This window comes from Corallococcus praedator (assembly GCF_003612125.1).
Classification (GTDB): domain Bacteria; phylum Myxococcota; class Myxococcia; order Myxococcales; family Myxococcaceae; genus Corallococcus; species Corallococcus praedator.
In genome coordinates, this window is the sequence record NZ_RAWI01000227.1 from 1 (window position 1) to 15,503 (window position 15,503).

A 15,503-nucleotide genomic window follows, 5' to 3' on the forward strand; every position below is an offset into this window, starting at 1 on the left:
GGCCTGGAGCGACACGGTGGGGCAGCGGGGCCGCTCGGGGTCTCCCACGCAGCTGTTGCTGGTGCTGTCCGTCACGTTCCGGGGGCAGGGGATGCGCGGCGTGGGTTTGCCCTGGTCGCCCACGCCGAAGCAGACGCCCACCTCCGCGAGGTTGCAGCGCGAGTCACATCGGAGGACCACGCTGTCGACCGCGCCGAACGCCGAGCGCAGGTCCGACAGCGGGACGCCGCGCCCGACGTTGTCGCGCAGGAGCTCGGGTGTCCCCTGGTCGCCCGGGAGCGACAGCAGCGCGTCGATGCTGCTGGTGAAGTAGCTCCGGGCGTCCATCCCCGTGCAGCTTCCGTGTTTGGGCCACTCGTGGTTCGCGAGGAAGAAGTTGTCCGTGACGTAGCCGGGGCCGTAGGTGCCCATGGTGTCTGGAATCGTGGAGGGGTCGGGGAAGCAGCGCGAGGGCGCATTGGGGCCCTGACATTCGCAGAGGCCGCCGCAGAAGGCCGGGTAGGTGCAGCGCTGCTGCTTCGCCTCCTCGTCATTGAACTGGGGCCACAGCCCATGAATCGTGAGGTGGTTCGCGGCGAAGCTCCCCGCGAGCTGCGCGCACTGCTCCTTGTCCGGATGGCCCGGACAGAAGTTCGGCGCCCACGTCAGCGCGAGCAGGTACGCGCCGAAGCGCGGCGTGGCACAGGCTCCGCCATCCGGCGCGGAGGGCTCATCCGCGAAACAGTTGCAGGCCGTGGCCTGGGGGCGTCCGAACTCGATGTCGAGGGCCTCCGCTGTCGCCTGGTCGAGCGGCCGGACCGTGGCGGTCTTCGCGGCGGGCGGTGGAGGGGGAGGGGTCTCAGGACGCGTACGGCATCCCTGCACGATGAGCAGACACAAACACAATGCAAGGCGTGGCGGGATGCGCATGGTTCCCCTTCCTCGGCGCTGAGCGGAAGCGGCACCAAGGTGGGGAGTCGTCGCCCCGCGCCACACCCCGCGCCCGGGTCCCATCGTGTGTCTGGGATTGTGGGCTGCCTGCCCATCCACGCCCCTCCTGGAGGGAAGGGCACTGCTGGAAAACCGACGCCGGCGTTACGCGGGCTGGAGGAAGCGGCCGTCCACCAGGTGGTCGATGACTTCCCGGGCGGAGTGCGGATCCAACCTCGCCTTCGCGCCCAGCTGTGTCACCGCGCTGGAGACGGTGGTGGGGCGCTCGAAGGTGGCCAGGGCCGCGAGCAGGATGGCGCCGTCCTGGCCCTGCGCGAGCGTTGGATCCGAGAACTTGCGCGGGCTGACGGAAGGGGCGCAGCTCAGGGTGATGCCATCCACCGAGCGCATCACGGTCACGGGCTCCTGGGCCACCTTCGCGGGGGCCCGGTGGGCGCCCAGCCAGTCCCCGAGCGTGAACTGCTGCTTCGAGGGGGCGGTGTTGAGCAGCCGCGTGCGGCCATTGATGTCCAGGCGCTTCCGGGCATCCCGGTGCTTCCACGCCAGGGCATCCACGCGGTCGGAGGTGCGCTGCACCGCGGCTTCGAGCGCGGCGTTCTTGAAGCGGATCATCGGCACGGACACGTCGCCGGGCTCGCGTCGCTCGAAGTAGTCGAGGAACTCCGTGAACGTGCGCGCTTCGGACACCATGTCGAACCGCGCGGGGTGTTCGGTGACCAGGGCCCCGGGTTGGGCTTCGAGCCGCTGGTAGCCAATCACGCAGTCCAGGTTGATGATGCGCTCCACCAGTCGGAGCTCCTCCGCGAGCGTGGCCTCGCTCGCGAAGGGCAGGCCGCCGATGCCGGAGATTTCAATCTCCAGGTTCGGATGGCGGCGGGAGGCTTCAATGACCTCGAGCAGCTCCTGGTCCTTCGCGCATGGCTTGAGCAGCCCCTTGCCCATCTGCTCCAGGCGCTGCCTCTCGGAGAAGCAGCCGATGTCGAGCACCATGTAGATGCGCTGGAAGGTCCGGGCCAGCGCTTCGACGAGCTCGAGTTTGGGCACGCCCCAGAGAAAGTACGTGCAGCAGTGGCGCGAGAGATCGACCCCGGCCCAGGTGCTGCCCAGGAACTCCGCCGTGCTTCCGGCGAAGTCGTAGCGCATCTGCCAGGTCCGGCCGGCGATCTCCTGATGATCCCGGCGCACGCTCTCCTCGGAGCGCAGGAACGGCTTCGCGCGCCCGAAGGCGGCCTTCTGGTTGCCGCGGGCGCCCCCGCAGTAGAGGCAGTTCTCGCCGCACCCCTTGCCGGGCGCGACCCAGCCGGAGAAGGAGTTGCGGTCCATCTGGCTCAGGAAGAGCTCGTTGAAGTGCGAGTAGTAGATGTCCTCCGTGTTGGTGGCGCCCTGCACGTACGCCAGCGGCAGCCTGCGGGGCTTTCCCTCGGCGTTCCGGCTCACGCAGTTGGGCGGGGTGGGGTCGCCCTGGCAGATGGCCAGCAGGGGCTTCTCGCCGTCGCCCAGCACGATGTGGTCGATGCAGTCCTGGGTGCTCAGCTCCCGCCACCAGTACGACGCGGAGTTGCCCCCCACGACGATGCGGATGCCCGGGTCGATTTCGCGCAGCGTGCGCGCGATGAGCAGCGCGCGGTCCACGTGGTGGAACCACTTGAGGCTGATGCCCACCAGCTTGGGGCGCACGCGGGTGACGAGGCTCTCGAAGGAGCGGACCACCTCGGCGTCGGTTTCGTCCCCGTCGTACAGCCGCACGAAGGCCTCGACCCCGCCGCGTCGCAGGTAGCTCGCCAGGTACAGGATGCCGCACGTGGCTTCGCCCGTTCCGGCACCGACGAGGAGCACTGGCGAGAGGTCACGACCACCGCGCATGAGACGAGCACCGACCTTTCCGAGTCGTTTTCAGCGTAGACGATTCATGGCGGGCCAGCGCGGAATGGTTGGCGCCCACCGCGCAGGCATTCAGGCGGCTTGAAGGCCGCCGGCTCCCCTTGGAGCGAAGGGGCCCGGGGGTTCGCGCTTCCCCCGGCACGCCACTAGAGTGCCGCGCCCATGACTCCTCCTTCGCCGCACCTGCCCGCGGCCGCGCCCCCTGCTGGAGCGGCGCCAGCCCCGGTCGCGGCGCTCGATGGGCTCCGGGCCGTGGCCGTCGTGCTGGTGCTGCTCTCGCACCTGCCCTCCCGCTATTTCATCGGCGGGTTCGTAGGGGTCGACGTCTTCTTCGTCCTCAGCGGCTTCCTGATCACCACCACGCTGATGCGGGGGTTCCAGGCGCGGGGGCGTCGCGAGTTCGCGTCCTTCTACTTCCGCCGCATCCTCCGGCTCTGGCCGCCGCTCGCGCTCTGCCTGGTCCTGGCGTGGGCCTTGTGGGACCGGGGCGCTGGCGCCGGGCCCGTGCCCGACTTCACGTCCGCCGCGCTCGCGGCCGTGTTCAACTTCGCCAACTGGCGGGTGCTCCTGGAGCCGGATTCGATGGGGCTGTTGAGCCACACCTGGTCGCTCTCCATCGAGGAGCAGTTCTACCTGGTGTGGCCGCTGGGGCTCTGGCTGATGGTGTCCCGGGGACGCGACCCCCGTCCCATCCTGTTGGGCATCATCGGCACGGTGTGGCTTGCGCGCGGGGTGGTGGTCCTTTCCGGCCTCGACTTCAACCTCTCGCGCAACTCGCTGACCCGGATGGACGCCCTCCTGCTGGGCTGTGTGCTGTCCCTGAGCCAGCACGGCCCCTGGCTCCAGTCCCGCTGGCTGCGGTGGCTGACGCACCCGGTGACCAGCGTGCTGGCGCTGGTGACGCTCGTGCTGGCGTCCGTCTTCCAGGCGGAGGGCCCGGGGTACTACGCGGTGGGGATTCCGGTCATCGCCGTCGCGGCGACCGCGCTCATCGCCCATGGGATTTCCCGGCGGCCTGGACGCGCCCTGCGGTTCTTGGAGTGGGGGCCGCTGACGTTCATCGGGCGCCGTTCGTACGGCCTCTACCTGTACCACTTCCCCATCTTCTTCACGCTGAACAGCCACCGGGTCACGCCCACGCGGAGCAACTTCATCACCTTCTCGTTGGGGGCGCTGGCGGCGACCTTCGTCGTGACCTGTCTGTCTTTCTGGCTGGAGGAGCCGCTCCTGCGCTGGGGGCGCGCCTGGCTGGAGGGGCGGCAATCCGCGCGGGCCTCCAACCCGGTGACATGACGGACCGTCACCTGTAGCGTGCCGCCACCGCCATGCCGAAGCCCGACCTCGCCATCTCCATCGTCAATCACAGCAACCCGCACCTGCTGCACGACTGCCTGCGCTCGCTGTACGCGAACACGCACGACATCACCTTCGAGGTGTGGGTGGTGGACAACGCCACGGACGGCCGGGGCGTGGAGGCGATGCGGCGCGACTTCCCGCAGGTGAAGTGGCTCTTCAACACGGAGCGCAAGGGCTTCTCCGCCAACCACAACCAGGTGTTGCGGCTGGCGCAGGCGCGGCACATCTGCATCTTCAACGACGACACCCTCGTCCACGACGGGGCCTTCGACACGCTGGTGCGCTTCCTGGACGAAAACCCGCGCGTGGGCATGGTGGGCGCGCGGTTGCTCAACGCGGACGGTACGCTGCAGAACTGCGTCTTCCGGCCCATGACGTTGTCCGGGGCGCTTTTCGACCTGCTCTTCCTGCCGCGTCCGCTGCACTTCCTCAAGGAGCGGAACATCGACCCGGTGATGTACGGGCACGACATGGCGCGGGTGAACTGGGTGCTGGGCGCGTGCATCGTGGTGCGCGAGGAGTGTCTGCGCGACGTGGGCCTGCTGGACGAAGTGCTGTCCCCGCTGGGCAACACCGAGGACACCGACTGGTGCGTGCGCGCGTGGAAGGCCGGCTGGGAGGTGGCCTTCTGCCCGGAGGCGGTCATCACGCACCTGACGAGCCGCTCGTTCCGTCCGTCCGCCAGCGGGCACGACAAGGTGCGCGTGGAGTTGTGGCGCACGCGTCTGGCGTACTTCCGCAAGCACCACGGCCGGCTGCATGAAGCGCTGCTGCGGCTCATCCTGGTGGGCACGTTGCCGTACAACTCGCTGGTGCTGACGCAGACCCTGCTGCGCGGGCGCATGGCCCCGGAGGAGTACCGGCGGCAGCTCTCCACCTTCGCGCGCATCGGTGAGATGGGCGCGCGCACGCGGGTGGGTTGAGCGCGTGCCCGTGAGGCCGGGCGGTAGGGTGTGAGAAGCCCTTGATGCACTCGCAGACGCCAAGCTCAGGCTTTTCCGTGTGTGCTTGAATATGACTCCGAGTGCGTGTCACGCTCTGGGCTCATGGAGGGCGCGCCCTGATGAGGATCGAGGCCATTGGGATGAGTTCCTGCCTTGGTCCCGCAGTGACGGCGTGCGCCGCTTTCAGGGCGGGCATCACGCGGCAACAGCCTTCCGAGGCGGTGACCACGTTTGTGCCTGGCGACAGCGAGGCCCAGCCGGTCAACGTCTGCGCCATTCCGGGCATCACCCTGGGGTTCTCGGGCGTGGGGCGGCTCGTGGCCATCACCGAAGATGCGCTGGGAGATCTCGGTGCGAAGACCTCCTTGGCGGACCTGGGCCGCGAGGCGGGAGTCTTTCTCGCGCTCCCTGACTTCGCTGACCCTGGAGTCGCCCCCCAGGTCCGTGTGGCCACCCAGGAGGCATTGGGCCGTCAGGTGTTGGGGCGGGCACTGGCGGGGCAGGGCGTGTCCTGGCCCGAGGACCGCTGGCGATTCTTCACCGGAGGCTCGGCAGGCTTCGCGCTGGCCCTGGCCGCCGCCCGACAGGAATTGGTGCGCCGCACCTTCGACGTGGTGGTGGTGGGGGGCGTCGACTCGCTCGTGGATCCTGAGCACCTGCGCTTCCTGCTCGCCGAGCGGCGACTCAAATCCGCAGACAATCCTGTCGGGCTCCTTGCCGGTGAGGCGGGAGCCTTGCTCGTGCTGCGTAAACACTCGTCTGGGGGCATCAGCGGGATGACGCCTCGGGTTGAGCTCCTCGCCGTGCATACCTCCGTGGAACAGCGAGCGCTGGGAGCCGGGGCAATGCCCGATGGCGGAGCACTCGCCACGTGTGTGCAGGAAGTGCTGCGGGCGTGCCCGGACCAGGACGTGGCCTTCATCTGCGATCTCAATGGCGAGCAGCGCCGCGCATGGGAGTGGGGTTCTGCTCTGGTGCGCCTGAAGTCCCTCGTCCCCTCGCTGGGGGATTCACCCGCGTGGGTGCCCGCGACGGGGTTCGGAGATGTGGGGGCGGCCATGGGGGCCGTGGGTGCCTGCCTCGCGGTGAGGGCCTTCGAGCGCCGCCATGCGCCAGCACACCAACTGGTCATCGCCTCGCAGTCAGACTCGGGAGAGCGTGCTGCGTTCGTGCTGACCGCTGCGGGTGCTCCCCATGCAGGAGGTTCGAGATGAGCAACATGAGCCGCAATGGACGTGTCGTGACGCTCGAATCCCTCATGCAGGGCAGCTACGAAGTGTATGGGCAGGGCATTGCCGGCGGGCGCTCCAACCTCCAGGACCTGGGTCCCCTGCCAGGTAGCTCCGGAGTCATGAAACGGAATGCAGCGCGCAAGCAGCAGGTGGACGAGACGAAGAAGCGGCGCAAGGAGAACGGCGACGCTTCTACCGAAGGACCTCATGCCAGCCCGTTGACGCCGCACAAGGCAATTCTCGGCAAGGGCGCGAACTACGCCCGGAACGGTGCCTCGTACATCCGAAGCAACCATGGCTCCGAGTACAGCACCTTCGGGCACCTGGGCCCCTCCGATTTCCAGGCCGGCGTCGCGAGCCGCGCGAGCATCGCCCAGGCAAACAACTTCAATCCGGTGGTGAGCGGTCAGACCCTGCCGTATCGCTGGCAGGCCCACCACCTGATTCCAGGAGAGGCCTTCTACACCGAGGATTCATCGGGCAAGCCCGTCATCGACACCGCGGAGAACTTCGACATCCTCCTTCAGACACCCTATGACATCGATCATGGCCACAACCTGATCATGCTGCCCTCCGTCTCCTGGGCCGTCCCTGTTCACTCGCTGCTTCAGCACCCCAACAACCACAATGGCTACACCCAGGATGTCATCCAGGGGCTCAGCGCCATCGATGCGGAAATCGACACGCTGCGCGGGCAAGGCAAGCCTCATGAAGCCATCGTCGGAAGCGTCTTCGAAGACCTGAAGAAGCTTGAAGCTGAACTCTGGACGACGATGATCAAGCGTTCACGCAAGGCCGTCCGTGGCGCGGCGGAGGGGTTGCGGTACGACGGGCCCTGGTGCCGGTGGCAGACGCGAAAGGGGCGGGATTATGGCAGTTGGCCAGCGCTGTGGTGAGCGCGGAGGGCGGGATTCATGAGCTTCTGGATGCTGTCGAACAGGAATGATGGAGCGTTGCTTGACGCCTACCCGGAAGGGCCCGAGGGCTGGCGATATCTTGAGCCCCAGCCGCTCGCCCATGAGTTTCTGGCAGGTGCGGTCATGGGCTTCTCGCCCAGCTTCCCGGAACGACGGAAGGTCTACGACTTCGTCAACAACAGCCGGGCTCTGCAGGTTGTCTCCATGCGGGTCCGCCGCATCGTCGCGGAACTGGCTCCAAACGAGGTCGAGTTCCTGCCAGTCACGCTGGTGGACCACGACAAGGAGGTGGTTTCGCGTGAGCACTTCATCATGAACCTGCTCCACCGCCGGGAGGTCATCGACCTGGAGCACTCGGATGTCGTCCGGAGTTCCATTCTCAAGACGGAGATCCAGTTCGTGCATGGGCTCGCGCTCAAGCAGGACATTCCCCCGGAGGGTCCGCATGTCTTCCGGCCCGTCCACCTGCGAATTCGCACTTTCGTGGATGCCGTCCTCCGGGATGCGCTCACCCAGGCCGGGCTCACAGGCTGCAAATTCCTGCCAGCCCATGGCTGGGATGGCGACGAGGACTGAGGCCCAGCGCGCATGGAGTTCGATCTTGCCTTGCTTCGTGAGGATGCGGGCGCCGCAGTGCGCTCCCTCATTGCGCACATCGGACCGGGGGACGGAGAGCGGGACGCCCTCGTGGACAACACCCGGGAGCTGTGCGGGAGCTTCGTCACCATCGCCGCCGCCACGTTGTTGCTCGAAGGGCGCTCCCAGCCCTTCTTCCTGAACCTGTGTCGGTCGGCGGAGAACTGGCGCCGCCTCCTGGCCTGGTTGGAGTCGCGCGGGCTGTCACCACCCCCCGCGTCCTGGGGCCTCACCCCGCTTGCGGGTGCGGTGGTCGCCTGTCATTGGGAACTCGCGACCGAACTCGCCACACACCTCACGTCACGGTTTCAGAAGGAGACGGAGTCCCCGGTGGAGTTCGCGTGGGCGCATGTGCTCCGTGCCCTGGTGCTTCACGGCGTGCGTGGAGAGGATCCCACGCCGCAGCTCGAAACGTTGGAACGGGCCAGCCGGGAGGACTGCTGGCCCGCGCTCGCATGGGCGCTGGTGCGCGCGGATGCCCGAGCCTTCGAGTCCGCTTTTGAAACAGCGCTCTCGGTGCACACGGCACGAACGGAGAAACTCGCGCGTTCCTTTACCGTGCGGGTGGACCGCTTCGTCGCGCACCGGTTCCTGTGGTTCGACGGGCTTGCCCTGCTACGGCTTGCCCGAAGGCAAGGGCTTGCCGTCCACGAAAGGGGGCACCGCTATTGTCCGCCGCTCGCGCTCGCACCCGTGACGGAGCGCTATCAGGGAGATTGGGTCCTCTCCCTAGGCCAGGGTTAACCCCGTTTAATTGCGCTTAACCCCCGGTCTCCAGCCCTGTTGGTAGAGCAGGGCCCTTCCGTCATGGATGCGGGACGGCATCTGGGGGCACCAACATGAAGAGCAAGGAATGGCAACGGGTCGCGCGGCGACTCGGAGTGCTGCTCACCGTGGGACTTGGACTGCTGGCGACGGAGGCGCTCGCGCAATGCCAGTACTATTCGAGCATCCAGGCGCGCATCCAGGTTGATTCCACGTCGGGGTGGACCCCCAGCGCCAACATCATCCAGGGCCAGCGGTTCCGGGTGGGGGTCCTGGCGAATGGCACGAATACCCTGGCCGCAAGGGAGTACGTCGGGCTGAAGGTGACCGGCCCCAATGGCTACCTCGTGAGGCCTCCCGTCAACGGCGTCTTCGTCGATGCGCCCTACGCGGGGACGTATGTCCTGGAGGCCGGCTGTATCAACAGCACCCTCACCTCAACCGCCACCGTGACGGCGACGGCGACGAGCCCCAGCACTCCTGCCCAGCGCCCCAACCTGCGCATGATTGGCATTCGCCCGGGCATCGAACTCTACAAGGGAGACCAGACCAAGATCACCGCCTGGGACCGGGAGAGCATGAAGAAGGTGGCCGAAGCGGGCGCGGTGGGCACGCACATCGGCTTCAGCTGGGCGGACATCCAGGCCACGCGCACGGGACCGTTTGATTGGACCGGCGCGGAAGCCCAGTACGAGGCGGCCCGTGAAAGGGGCCTGCTGCCCTTTGCCTTCAGCGGGACCACCCCCCTCTGGGCCCTTCCAGCGGGATTCACTGAATCCCACCGCTCCCCTCCGGATCCCCAGTACACCGCGGACTTCCAGTACTTCTTCCGCGAGCTGTCCGCGCGTTTCTGCAATCGCGTGCGCTACTACGAGTTCTGGAACGAGCCCAACGGCTGCTCCTGGGTGAACCCGAACTGCTCCAACGGCCAGCAGGCGCAGGCCGAGCTGTACGCGGACTGGCTGAAGCTCTGGTACGTGGCCATGAAGGAGGGCTGTCCGGACGTCGTGCTCTCCACGGGCGGACTGGACTGTTACCCCGGCACGGGCGCCACGGGCTGCAGTCAGTACATCGAATGGATCTACAACCGCATCGGCGGTGACTACTTCGACGCCGTGGCCATCCACCCCTATGGGGTGAAGGAGCCCACGAGCGACAACGATGCCTACCTCAACATCGCCGGCATCGAGGATGTCCGCCGGGTGATGGTGGAGCGCAACCAGCCGTGGAAGAAGATCTGGGCGGACGAGTGGGGCTACAACACCCGCGACGAAGCCCTCAAGGGCCGCATGGTGGACCGGGCGCTGAGCTGGTTCGAGGACCCCGCCCACGACTACATCTTCCAGGCGCGTTACCTGACGGTCCAGGACACGGGGGAGACCCCGGTGGACCACAACTACGGTCTGTGTGACATCAACGCGACGGTGAGCCCTCCGGCGGTGACCGCGCGGCCGAGCTATCAGACCTACCGCACCCACGTGCTGGGGGCAGGGGTCACGGTCATCCCCCTGAACAACGCCGAGCTGGAGACCCACACCTCCAGCCAGTTCGGCGCCCTGGGGCACTGGGGGCCCAATGGCGCCTGGGCGAATCACCTGCAATTCCCCCGGCCCGGCAACCAGAACCTGGGCAAGGTGTTTGGCTATTACTCAGCGGGCCTGACCGAGACCGTGGGACAGCTCCTCACGGGCTACCGGTTCGTGGCGGGCAAGACGTATGTCTTCAAGAGCTGGGCTCACGGCGGCGGCGACAACACCGGCGTGGTGCCGTACCAGATTGGCTACGCGGAGACGGATGGCAACCTGGCCACCTGGAAGCCCCTCCAGACGCGCCTCTTCGCCGTGGGCAACACCTGGTACGAAACCGAGGGCGTCAGCTTCACGGTCCCCGCGGGGAGCCCCGCGGTCGGAAGGCAGATCATCGTCCGTTTCGGCAAGCAGACCGACGGGGGCATGGGTGACATCTGGTTCGACAACCTGAGCCTCACCCTGCGGTAGCTGGGCGCCTGGGTCCGTCTTGAAGGCGTGCTTCGGCAGGCCGGAACCCATTGAGCCAGGAGGGGGTGCGCTCGACGGCCCGTCGGGCGTCACGCCTTCTTCCCGGCAAGCTCTCTGGCCGTCTCGACGAAGAGGCGCAGGGGCCCGGAGCGCTGTGCACGGCTGGGGTAATAGAGGAAGAAGCCGGGGACGGTGGGCGCGTAGGCCTCGAGCACCCGCACGAGCCGCCCGGCGCGCAGGGGCTCCTCCACCGCCGGCTCGAAGGCGTACGCCAGCCCCATGCCCTGCTCGGCCAGGAACAGCATTGCCTCGTTGTTGTTGACGACGACGCTTCCGCGGACCGGCACGCGCCAGTTCTTGCGGCCTCGCTCGAACTCCCACGCGTAGAACGCACCGGACTTCTCCATGCGGAAGTTGAAGCACTCGTGGCGCAGCAGGTCCTCGGGGCGCTCGGGCGTCCCGTGGCGCTTGAGGTAGCTGGGAGCGCCCACCACGACGAAGCGGAAGGCGTGGGTGAGGCGCACCTGCACCATGTCGCGCTCGATGGCCTCGCTCAGCCGCACCCCCGCGTCATAGCCCTCGGCCACGATGTCCACGAGGCGCCCCTCGACGACGACCTCCACCTCCACCCGCGGGTAGCGTTCGCGGAAGGTGGGGAGCACCGGGTTGATGACGAGCGGCAGCGCGATGCCCGGCACCGACAGCCGCAGTCGCCCCACCACTTCTCCCGGCTGGGCCGACACCGTCTTGAGGGCCTCGAACGCCTGGCCCAGCCCGGGCCCCGCGCCCTCCACCAGGCGCCGTCCTGCATCCGTCAGCGCCACGCTGCGCGTCGTGCGCGTGAGGAGCACCACGCCCAGTTGTGCCTCAAGCTGGCGGACGGAGTGACTGACCGCGGCCGTGGAGACGCCCAGCTCGCGTGCCGCGGCGCTGAAGCTGCGCAGGCGTGCCACATCAAGGAAGACCTGGAGGTGCGGAAGAACGGCCGTCTTCATCTGGAGGACTCCTGCGGCCCCGTGGGATTTGTCACACTATCAAATCCCGTTTAACAGCCCATGCAGTCTGTTGAGCCTACCGGAGCCCCGGCCTGGACTGTATTTCTTCTGAGGCCTTGGGACGCGGTGTTCCGGGCGCAGCGGCGCCATCGCAAACGCCTGGTGACGCAAGGAGGTTCCATGCACGCAGCGGAAGTGGTGGTCATCATCGGGGTGGGCGGTATCGGGCAGGCGATTGCGCGCCGCCAAGGCTCCGGCAGGTCCGTGCTCCTCGCTGACTTCAACGAGGCCATGCTTGCCTCCGCCGCCAAGGCACTTGAGGGGACGGGTTACAAGGTCACCACGCAGCGGGTCGATGTGTCGTCGCGCGCCTCGGTGAACATGCTCGCGACGGCGGCGGCGGGCATGGGCCGCGTCATGCAGGTCGTGCACGCGGCCGGACTCTCGCCCGTGATGGCGCCCGTGAAGGGCATCCTCGAGGTCGACCTCGTGGGCACCGCCCTCGTCCTGGAGGAGTTCGGTCGCGTCGTCGCCCCCGGTGGTGCTGGCGTCGTCATTTCCAGCATGGCCGGGTACATGCCGCCCCCGCTGCCGCTCGAGATGGACCAGGCGCTCGCGCGCACCCCGACGGATGAGCTCCTGAAGCTGCCCTTCCTGGGCGCGGACGCCGTCCCCGATTCAGGCGCGGCCTACGCCCTCTCCAAGCGCGCGAACCACCTGCGCGTCCAGGAGGCCAGCCTCGGCTGGGGCGAGCGCGGCGCCCGCGTCAACTCCATCAGCCCCGGCATCATCGCGACGCCCATGGCCCAGCAGGAGATGTCCTCCGAGGGTGGCCCCGTGTACCGGGCGATGATCGAGAAGTCCGCCACGGGGCGCATGGGGACGCCCGAGGACGTCGCGTCCGCCGCCGCGTTCCTCCTGGGGCCCGAGTCGAGCTTCATGACCGGCGCCGACCTGCTCATCGACGGCGGCGTCATCGCGGCGCTGCGCTCGGGCCGGCTGCAATTGGCCGTGGGGTGAGGGCAAGGCGCGTGACTCCCCTACGGTTCGGCTGCTCCTCCAGGCGCTTCCTCGAGGAGCAAGCCGCGCTGGAACACGGCTTCATGGATGATCGGGTCCAGGATGCAATGCACGTACACCGGGCGCTCGGTCGCGCGTGCCGTGTTGATGTAGTCCCAGGTCACCGCGCCCCCGAGCGGAACGATCAGCCGTCTTCCTACCGGACCCGATGGCGTCTCGAGCTTCATCAGGAGCGCCGCGACGTTCCTGGGGTTGCCCCGCATGTGCTGGATCTCCTTGATGACGGCGACATAGCGCTGCCCCTCGCGACGGACGCGGTCGATTGTCTTCTCCTCGCCCTCCGAGGAACGAATGAACAGGAAGAGCATGCCGATCAGGAACAGGGCGATGAAGCTGAGGACGAGGAAGGTCAGGATGACGGCCATCGGAACAGTCTATCCGGCCCGCGGAGCCCTTCGCAGGCTCCCACGTGAACCGCACCGGTCAGCCGACGTACGCCGCCAGGTGCTTGCCGGTCAGCGTTGATGGCGCCGCGACCAGGTGGGCCGGTGTTCCTTCGAACACGATGCGCCCGCCGTCGTGGCCCGCGCCCGGCCCCAGGTCGATGAGCCAGTCCGCGTGCGCCATGACCGCCTGGTGGTGCTCGATGACGATGACCGACTTGCCGGAGTCGACCAGCCGGTCCAGCAGCCCGAGCAGCTGCTCGACGTCGGCCAGGTGCAGCCCGGTGGTCGGCTCGTCGAGCACGTAGACGCCACCGTCCTCACCCATGTGCGTCGCGAGTTTCAGCCGCTGCCGCTCGCCACCCGACAGCGTGGTGAGCGGCTGTCCGAGCCGCAGGTAGCCAATGCCAACGTCCGTCATGCGCTTCAGGATGGCGTGCGCGGCCGGCGTCCGCGCCTCGCCAGCGCCGAAGAAGGCGACCGCGTCCGCGACGGGCAGGTCCAGCACCTCGGCGATGTTGAGCCCGCCGAGCCGGTAGTCCAGCACCGCCGCCTGGAAGCGCCGGCCCTCGCAGTCCTCGCAGACCGTGGTGACGCCGGCCATCATCGCCAGGTCCGTGTAGATGACCCCGGCGCCGTTGCAGGTCGGGCAGGCGCCCTCCGAGTTGGCGCTGAACAGGGCGGGCTTCACGCCGTTGGCTTTCGCGAACGCCTTGCGGATCGGCTCCAGCAGGCCGGTGTACGTCGCCGGGTTGCTGCGCCGCGAGCCACGGATCGCGCCCTGGTCGACCGTGACCACGCCGTCCCGGCCGGACACCGAGCCGTGGATGAGCGAGCTCTTTCCCGACCCGGCCACGCCGGTCACCACCACCAGCACGCCGAGCGGGATGTCGACATCGACCTTGCGCAGGTTGTGGGCGCTGGCGCCGCGCACCTTCAGGGTCCCCGACGGCTTGCGCACCGATGGCTTCAAGGTGGCCCGGTAGCCCAGGTGCCGCCCGGTGAGCGTGCCGCTGGCCCGCAGCCCGGCGACGGTGCCCTCGAACACGACCTGGCCACCGGCGGTGCCCGCGCCGGGGCCAAGGTCGACGACGTGGTCGGCGATCTCGATGGCCTCTGGCTTGTGCTCGACGACCAGCACGGTGTTGCCCTTGTCGCGCAGGCGCAGCAGCAGGCCGTTCATCCGCTGGATGTCGTGCGGGTGCAGCCCGACCGTCGGCTCGTCGAACACGTAGGTCACGTCGGTGAGCGACGACCCGAGGTGACGAATCATCTGGGTGCGCTGGGCCTCGCCGCCCGACAGCGTCCCCGACGGACGGTCGAGGCTGAGATAGCCCAGCCCGATCTCCACGAACGAGTCGAGCGTCTGTCCCAGGGTCGCCAGCAGCGGCGCGACGGACGGTTCGTCCAGACCGCGCACCCACGCGGCCAGGTCGTTGATCTGCATCGCACAGGCGGCGGCGATGTTGATTCCCTTTATCTTGGAGGACCGGGCGGCCTCGTTGAGCCGGGTGCCGCCGCACTCGGGACAGGCGGTGAACGTCACCGCCCGCTCCACGAAGGCACGCAGGTGCGGCTGCAGCGACTCCTTGTCCTTGGACAGGAACGACTTCTGGATGCGCGGAACCAGCCCCTCGTAGGTCAGGTTCATGCTCTCGAACTTCACCTTGGTCGGTTCGCGATAGAGGAAGTCGTGGCGCTCCTGCTTCGTGTAGTTCCGGATCGGCTTGTTCGGGTCGAGGAAGCCCGAGGCCGCGAAGATGCGCACCTGCCAGCCGTCCGCGGTGTAGCCCGGGATGGTGAGCGCGCCCTCGGCGAGCGACTTCGTGTCGTCGTACAACTGCGACAGGTCGATGTCCGTCACCGAGCCCATGCCCTCGCAGCGAGGGCACATGCCGCCGGTGATCGTGAACTCGCGCTTCTCGGTCTTGCCGTTGCCCTTCTCAAGTGACATCTGACCGACGCCGCGGGCGGACGGGATGTTGAAGGAGAAGGCGTTGGATGAGCCGACATGCGGCTTGCCGAGGCGGCTGAACAGCACCCGCAGCATCGCGTTGGCGTCGGTCGCGGTGCCGACCGTCGAGCGGGAGTTGGCGCCCATCCGCTCCTGGTCGACGATGATGGCGGTCGTCAGTCCTTCCAGGACGTCGACCTCGGGCCGCGCCAGCGTGGGCATGAACCCCTGCACGAACGCGCTGTAGGTTTCGTTGATCAACCGCTGCGACTCGGCCGCGATGGTGCCGAACACCAGCGACGACTTGCCCGAGCCCGAGACGCCGGTGAACACCGTCAGCCGCCGCTTGGGGAGCTCGACGCTCACGTCCTTCAGGTTGTTCTCCCGGGCACCCCGGACGCGGATCAGATCGTGACGGTCGGGGGGAGGCGGG

The 15,503-nt window shown here is 67.9% G+C and carries 13 protein-coding genes; 8 read left to right on the forward strand and 5 right to left on the reverse strand.

What is annotated here, in order from left to right:
• Together D7Y13_RS25735 and D7Y13_RS25740 are read right to left on the reverse strand one after the other, a co-directional pair.
• A partial coding sequence (locus D7Y13_RS25735) for a ribonuclease T2 family protein (protein WP_199741833.1) occupies positions 1 to 909 on the reverse strand: 909 nt, incomplete at its 3' end.
• Between the two features lie 165 nt (positions 910 to 1,074).
• On the reverse strand, positions 1,075 to 2,793 hold the full coding sequence (locus D7Y13_RS25740; protein WP_120582707.1) for a B12-binding domain-containing radical SAM protein: 1,719 nt from the start codon (positions 2,791 to 2,793) through the stop codon (positions 1,075 to 1,077).
• 180 nt (positions 2,794 to 2,973) lie between these two features.
• On the opposite strand from D7Y13_RS25740, the gene D7Y13_RS25745 reads away from it, so the two are divergent.
• From D7Y13_RS25745 to D7Y13_RS25775, 7 genes are all read left to right on the forward strand, one after another.
• Positions 2,974 to 4,104: an acyltransferase family protein gene (locus tag D7Y13_RS25745; protein ID WP_120582708.1), complete on the forward strand. Its 1,131-nt coding sequence runs from the start codon at positions 2,974 to 2,976 to the stop codon at positions 4,102 to 4,104.
• A gap of 32 nt (positions 4,105 to 4,136) precedes the next feature.
• Positions 4,137 to 5,090 carry a glycosyltransferase family 2 protein gene (locus D7Y13_RS25750; protein WP_120582709.1) on the forward strand — a complete coding sequence of 318 codons (954 nt, stop codon included), beginning with the start codon at positions 4,137 to 4,139 and terminating at the stop codon, positions 5,088 to 5,090.
• Between the two features lie 140 nt (positions 5,091 to 5,230).
• Positions 5,231 to 6,325 (forward strand): beta-ketoacyl synthase N-terminal-like domain-containing protein, encoded by a 1,095-nt coding sequence (locus tag D7Y13_RS25755; RefSeq protein ID WP_120533753.1) that lies wholly within the window; start codon positions 5,231 to 5,233, stop codon positions 6,323 to 6,325.
• Positions 6,322 to 7,239 carry an AHH domain-containing protein gene (locus tag D7Y13_RS25760; protein WP_158620302.1) on the forward strand — a complete coding sequence of 306 codons (918 nt, stop codon included), beginning with the start codon at positions 6,322 to 6,324 and terminating at the stop codon, positions 7,237 to 7,239. The genes D7Y13_RS25755 and D7Y13_RS25760 overlap by 4 nt, the downstream gene beginning before the upstream one ends.
• Positions 7,240 to 7,257: 18 nt before the next feature.
• Positions 7,258 to 7,836, forward strand: a complete 579-nt coding sequence (locus D7Y13_RS25765) for an imm11 family protein (RefSeq protein WP_147444220.1) — start codon at positions 7,258 to 7,260, stop codon at positions 7,834 to 7,836.
• A 57-nt stretch (positions 7,837 to 7,893) separates the two neighbouring features.
• Positions 7,894 to 8,640: an Imm49 family immunity protein gene (locus tag D7Y13_RS25770; RefSeq protein WP_158620303.1), complete on the forward strand. Its 747-nt coding sequence runs from the start codon at positions 7,894 to 7,896 to the stop codon at positions 8,638 to 8,640.
• 95 nt (positions 8,641 to 8,735) lie between these two features.
• Complete coding sequence (locus tag D7Y13_RS25775) at positions 8,736 to 10,658, forward strand: hypothetical protein (RefSeq protein WP_147444221.1); 1,923 nt, start codon at positions 8,736 to 8,738, stop codon at positions 10,656 to 10,658.
• Between the two features lie 89 nt (positions 10,659 to 10,747).
• On the opposite strand, the gene D7Y13_RS25780 is transcribed toward D7Y13_RS25775, so the two are convergent.
• Positions 10,748 to 11,653, reverse strand: coding sequence for a LysR family transcriptional regulator (locus tag D7Y13_RS25780; protein WP_120582712.1), 906 nt, complete (start codon positions 11,651 to 11,653; stop codon positions 10,748 to 10,750).
• A gap of 180 nt (positions 11,654 to 11,833) precedes the next feature.
• Between D7Y13_RS25780 and D7Y13_RS25785 the strand changes: the two genes are divergently transcribed.
• Positions 11,834 to 12,673, forward strand: a complete 840-nt coding sequence (locus tag D7Y13_RS25785; protein ID WP_120582713.1) for an SDR family oxidoreductase — start codon at positions 11,834 to 11,836, stop codon at positions 12,671 to 12,673.
• A gap of 20 nt (positions 12,674 to 12,693) precedes the next feature.
• On the opposite strand, the gene D7Y13_RS25790 is transcribed toward D7Y13_RS25785, so the two are convergent.
• Both D7Y13_RS25790 and D7Y13_RS25795 read right to left on the reverse strand, forming a co-directional pair.
• Positions 12,694 to 13,098 (reverse strand): hypothetical protein, encoded by a 405-nt coding sequence (locus tag D7Y13_RS25790; protein WP_120533759.1) that lies wholly within the window; start codon positions 13,096 to 13,098, stop codon positions 12,694 to 12,696.
• A gap of 58 nt (positions 13,099 to 13,156) precedes the next feature.
• A partial coding sequence (locus D7Y13_RS25795) for an ATP-binding cassette domain-containing protein (RefSeq protein ID WP_147452492.1) occupies positions 13,157 to 15,503 on the reverse strand: 2,347 nt, incomplete at its 5' end.

What these genes read in the sequence shown, in the direction of transcription:
- D7Y13_RS25765 (WP_147444220.1), top strand. Translation starts at nt 7,258, where the DNA reads ATGAGCTTCTGGATGCTGTCGAACAGGAATGATGGAGCGTTGCTTGAC.
- D7Y13_RS25785 (WP_120582713.1), top strand. Translation starts at nt 11,834, where the DNA reads ATGCACGCAGCGGAAGTGGTGGTCATCATCGGGGTGGGCGGTATCGGG.
- D7Y13_RS25755 (WP_120533753.1), top strand. Translation starts at nt 5,231, where the DNA reads ATGAGGATCGAGGCCATTGGGATGAGTTCCTGCCTTGGTCCCGCAGTG.
- D7Y13_RS25780 (WP_120582712.1), bottom strand. Translation starts at nt 11,653, where the DNA reads ATGAAGACGGCCGTTCTTCCGCACCTCCAGGTCTTCCTTGATGTGGCA.
- D7Y13_RS25740 (WP_120582707.1), bottom strand. Translation starts at nt 2,793, where the DNA reads ATGCGCGGTGGTCGTGACCTCTCGCCAGTGCTCCTCGTCGGTGCCGGA.
- D7Y13_RS25750 (WP_120582709.1), top strand. Translation starts at nt 4,137, where the DNA reads ATGCCGAAGCCCGACCTCGCCATCTCCATCGTCAATCACAGCAACCCG.
- D7Y13_RS25775 (WP_147444221.1), top strand. Translation starts at nt 8,736, where the DNA reads ATGAAGAGCAAGGAATGGCAACGGGTCGCGCGGCGACTCGGAGTGCTG.
- D7Y13_RS25745 (WP_120582708.1), top strand. Translation starts at nt 2,974, where the DNA reads ATGACTCCTCCTTCGCCGCACCTGCCCGCGGCCGCGCCCCCTGCTGGA.
- D7Y13_RS25760 (WP_158620302.1), top strand. Translation starts at nt 6,322, where the DNA reads ATGAGCAACATGAGCCGCAATGGACGTGTCGTGACGCTCGAATCCCTC.
- D7Y13_RS25790 (WP_120533759.1), bottom strand. Translation starts at nt 13,098, where the DNA reads ATGGCCGTCATCCTGACCTTCCTCGTCCTCAGCTTCATCGCCCTGTTC.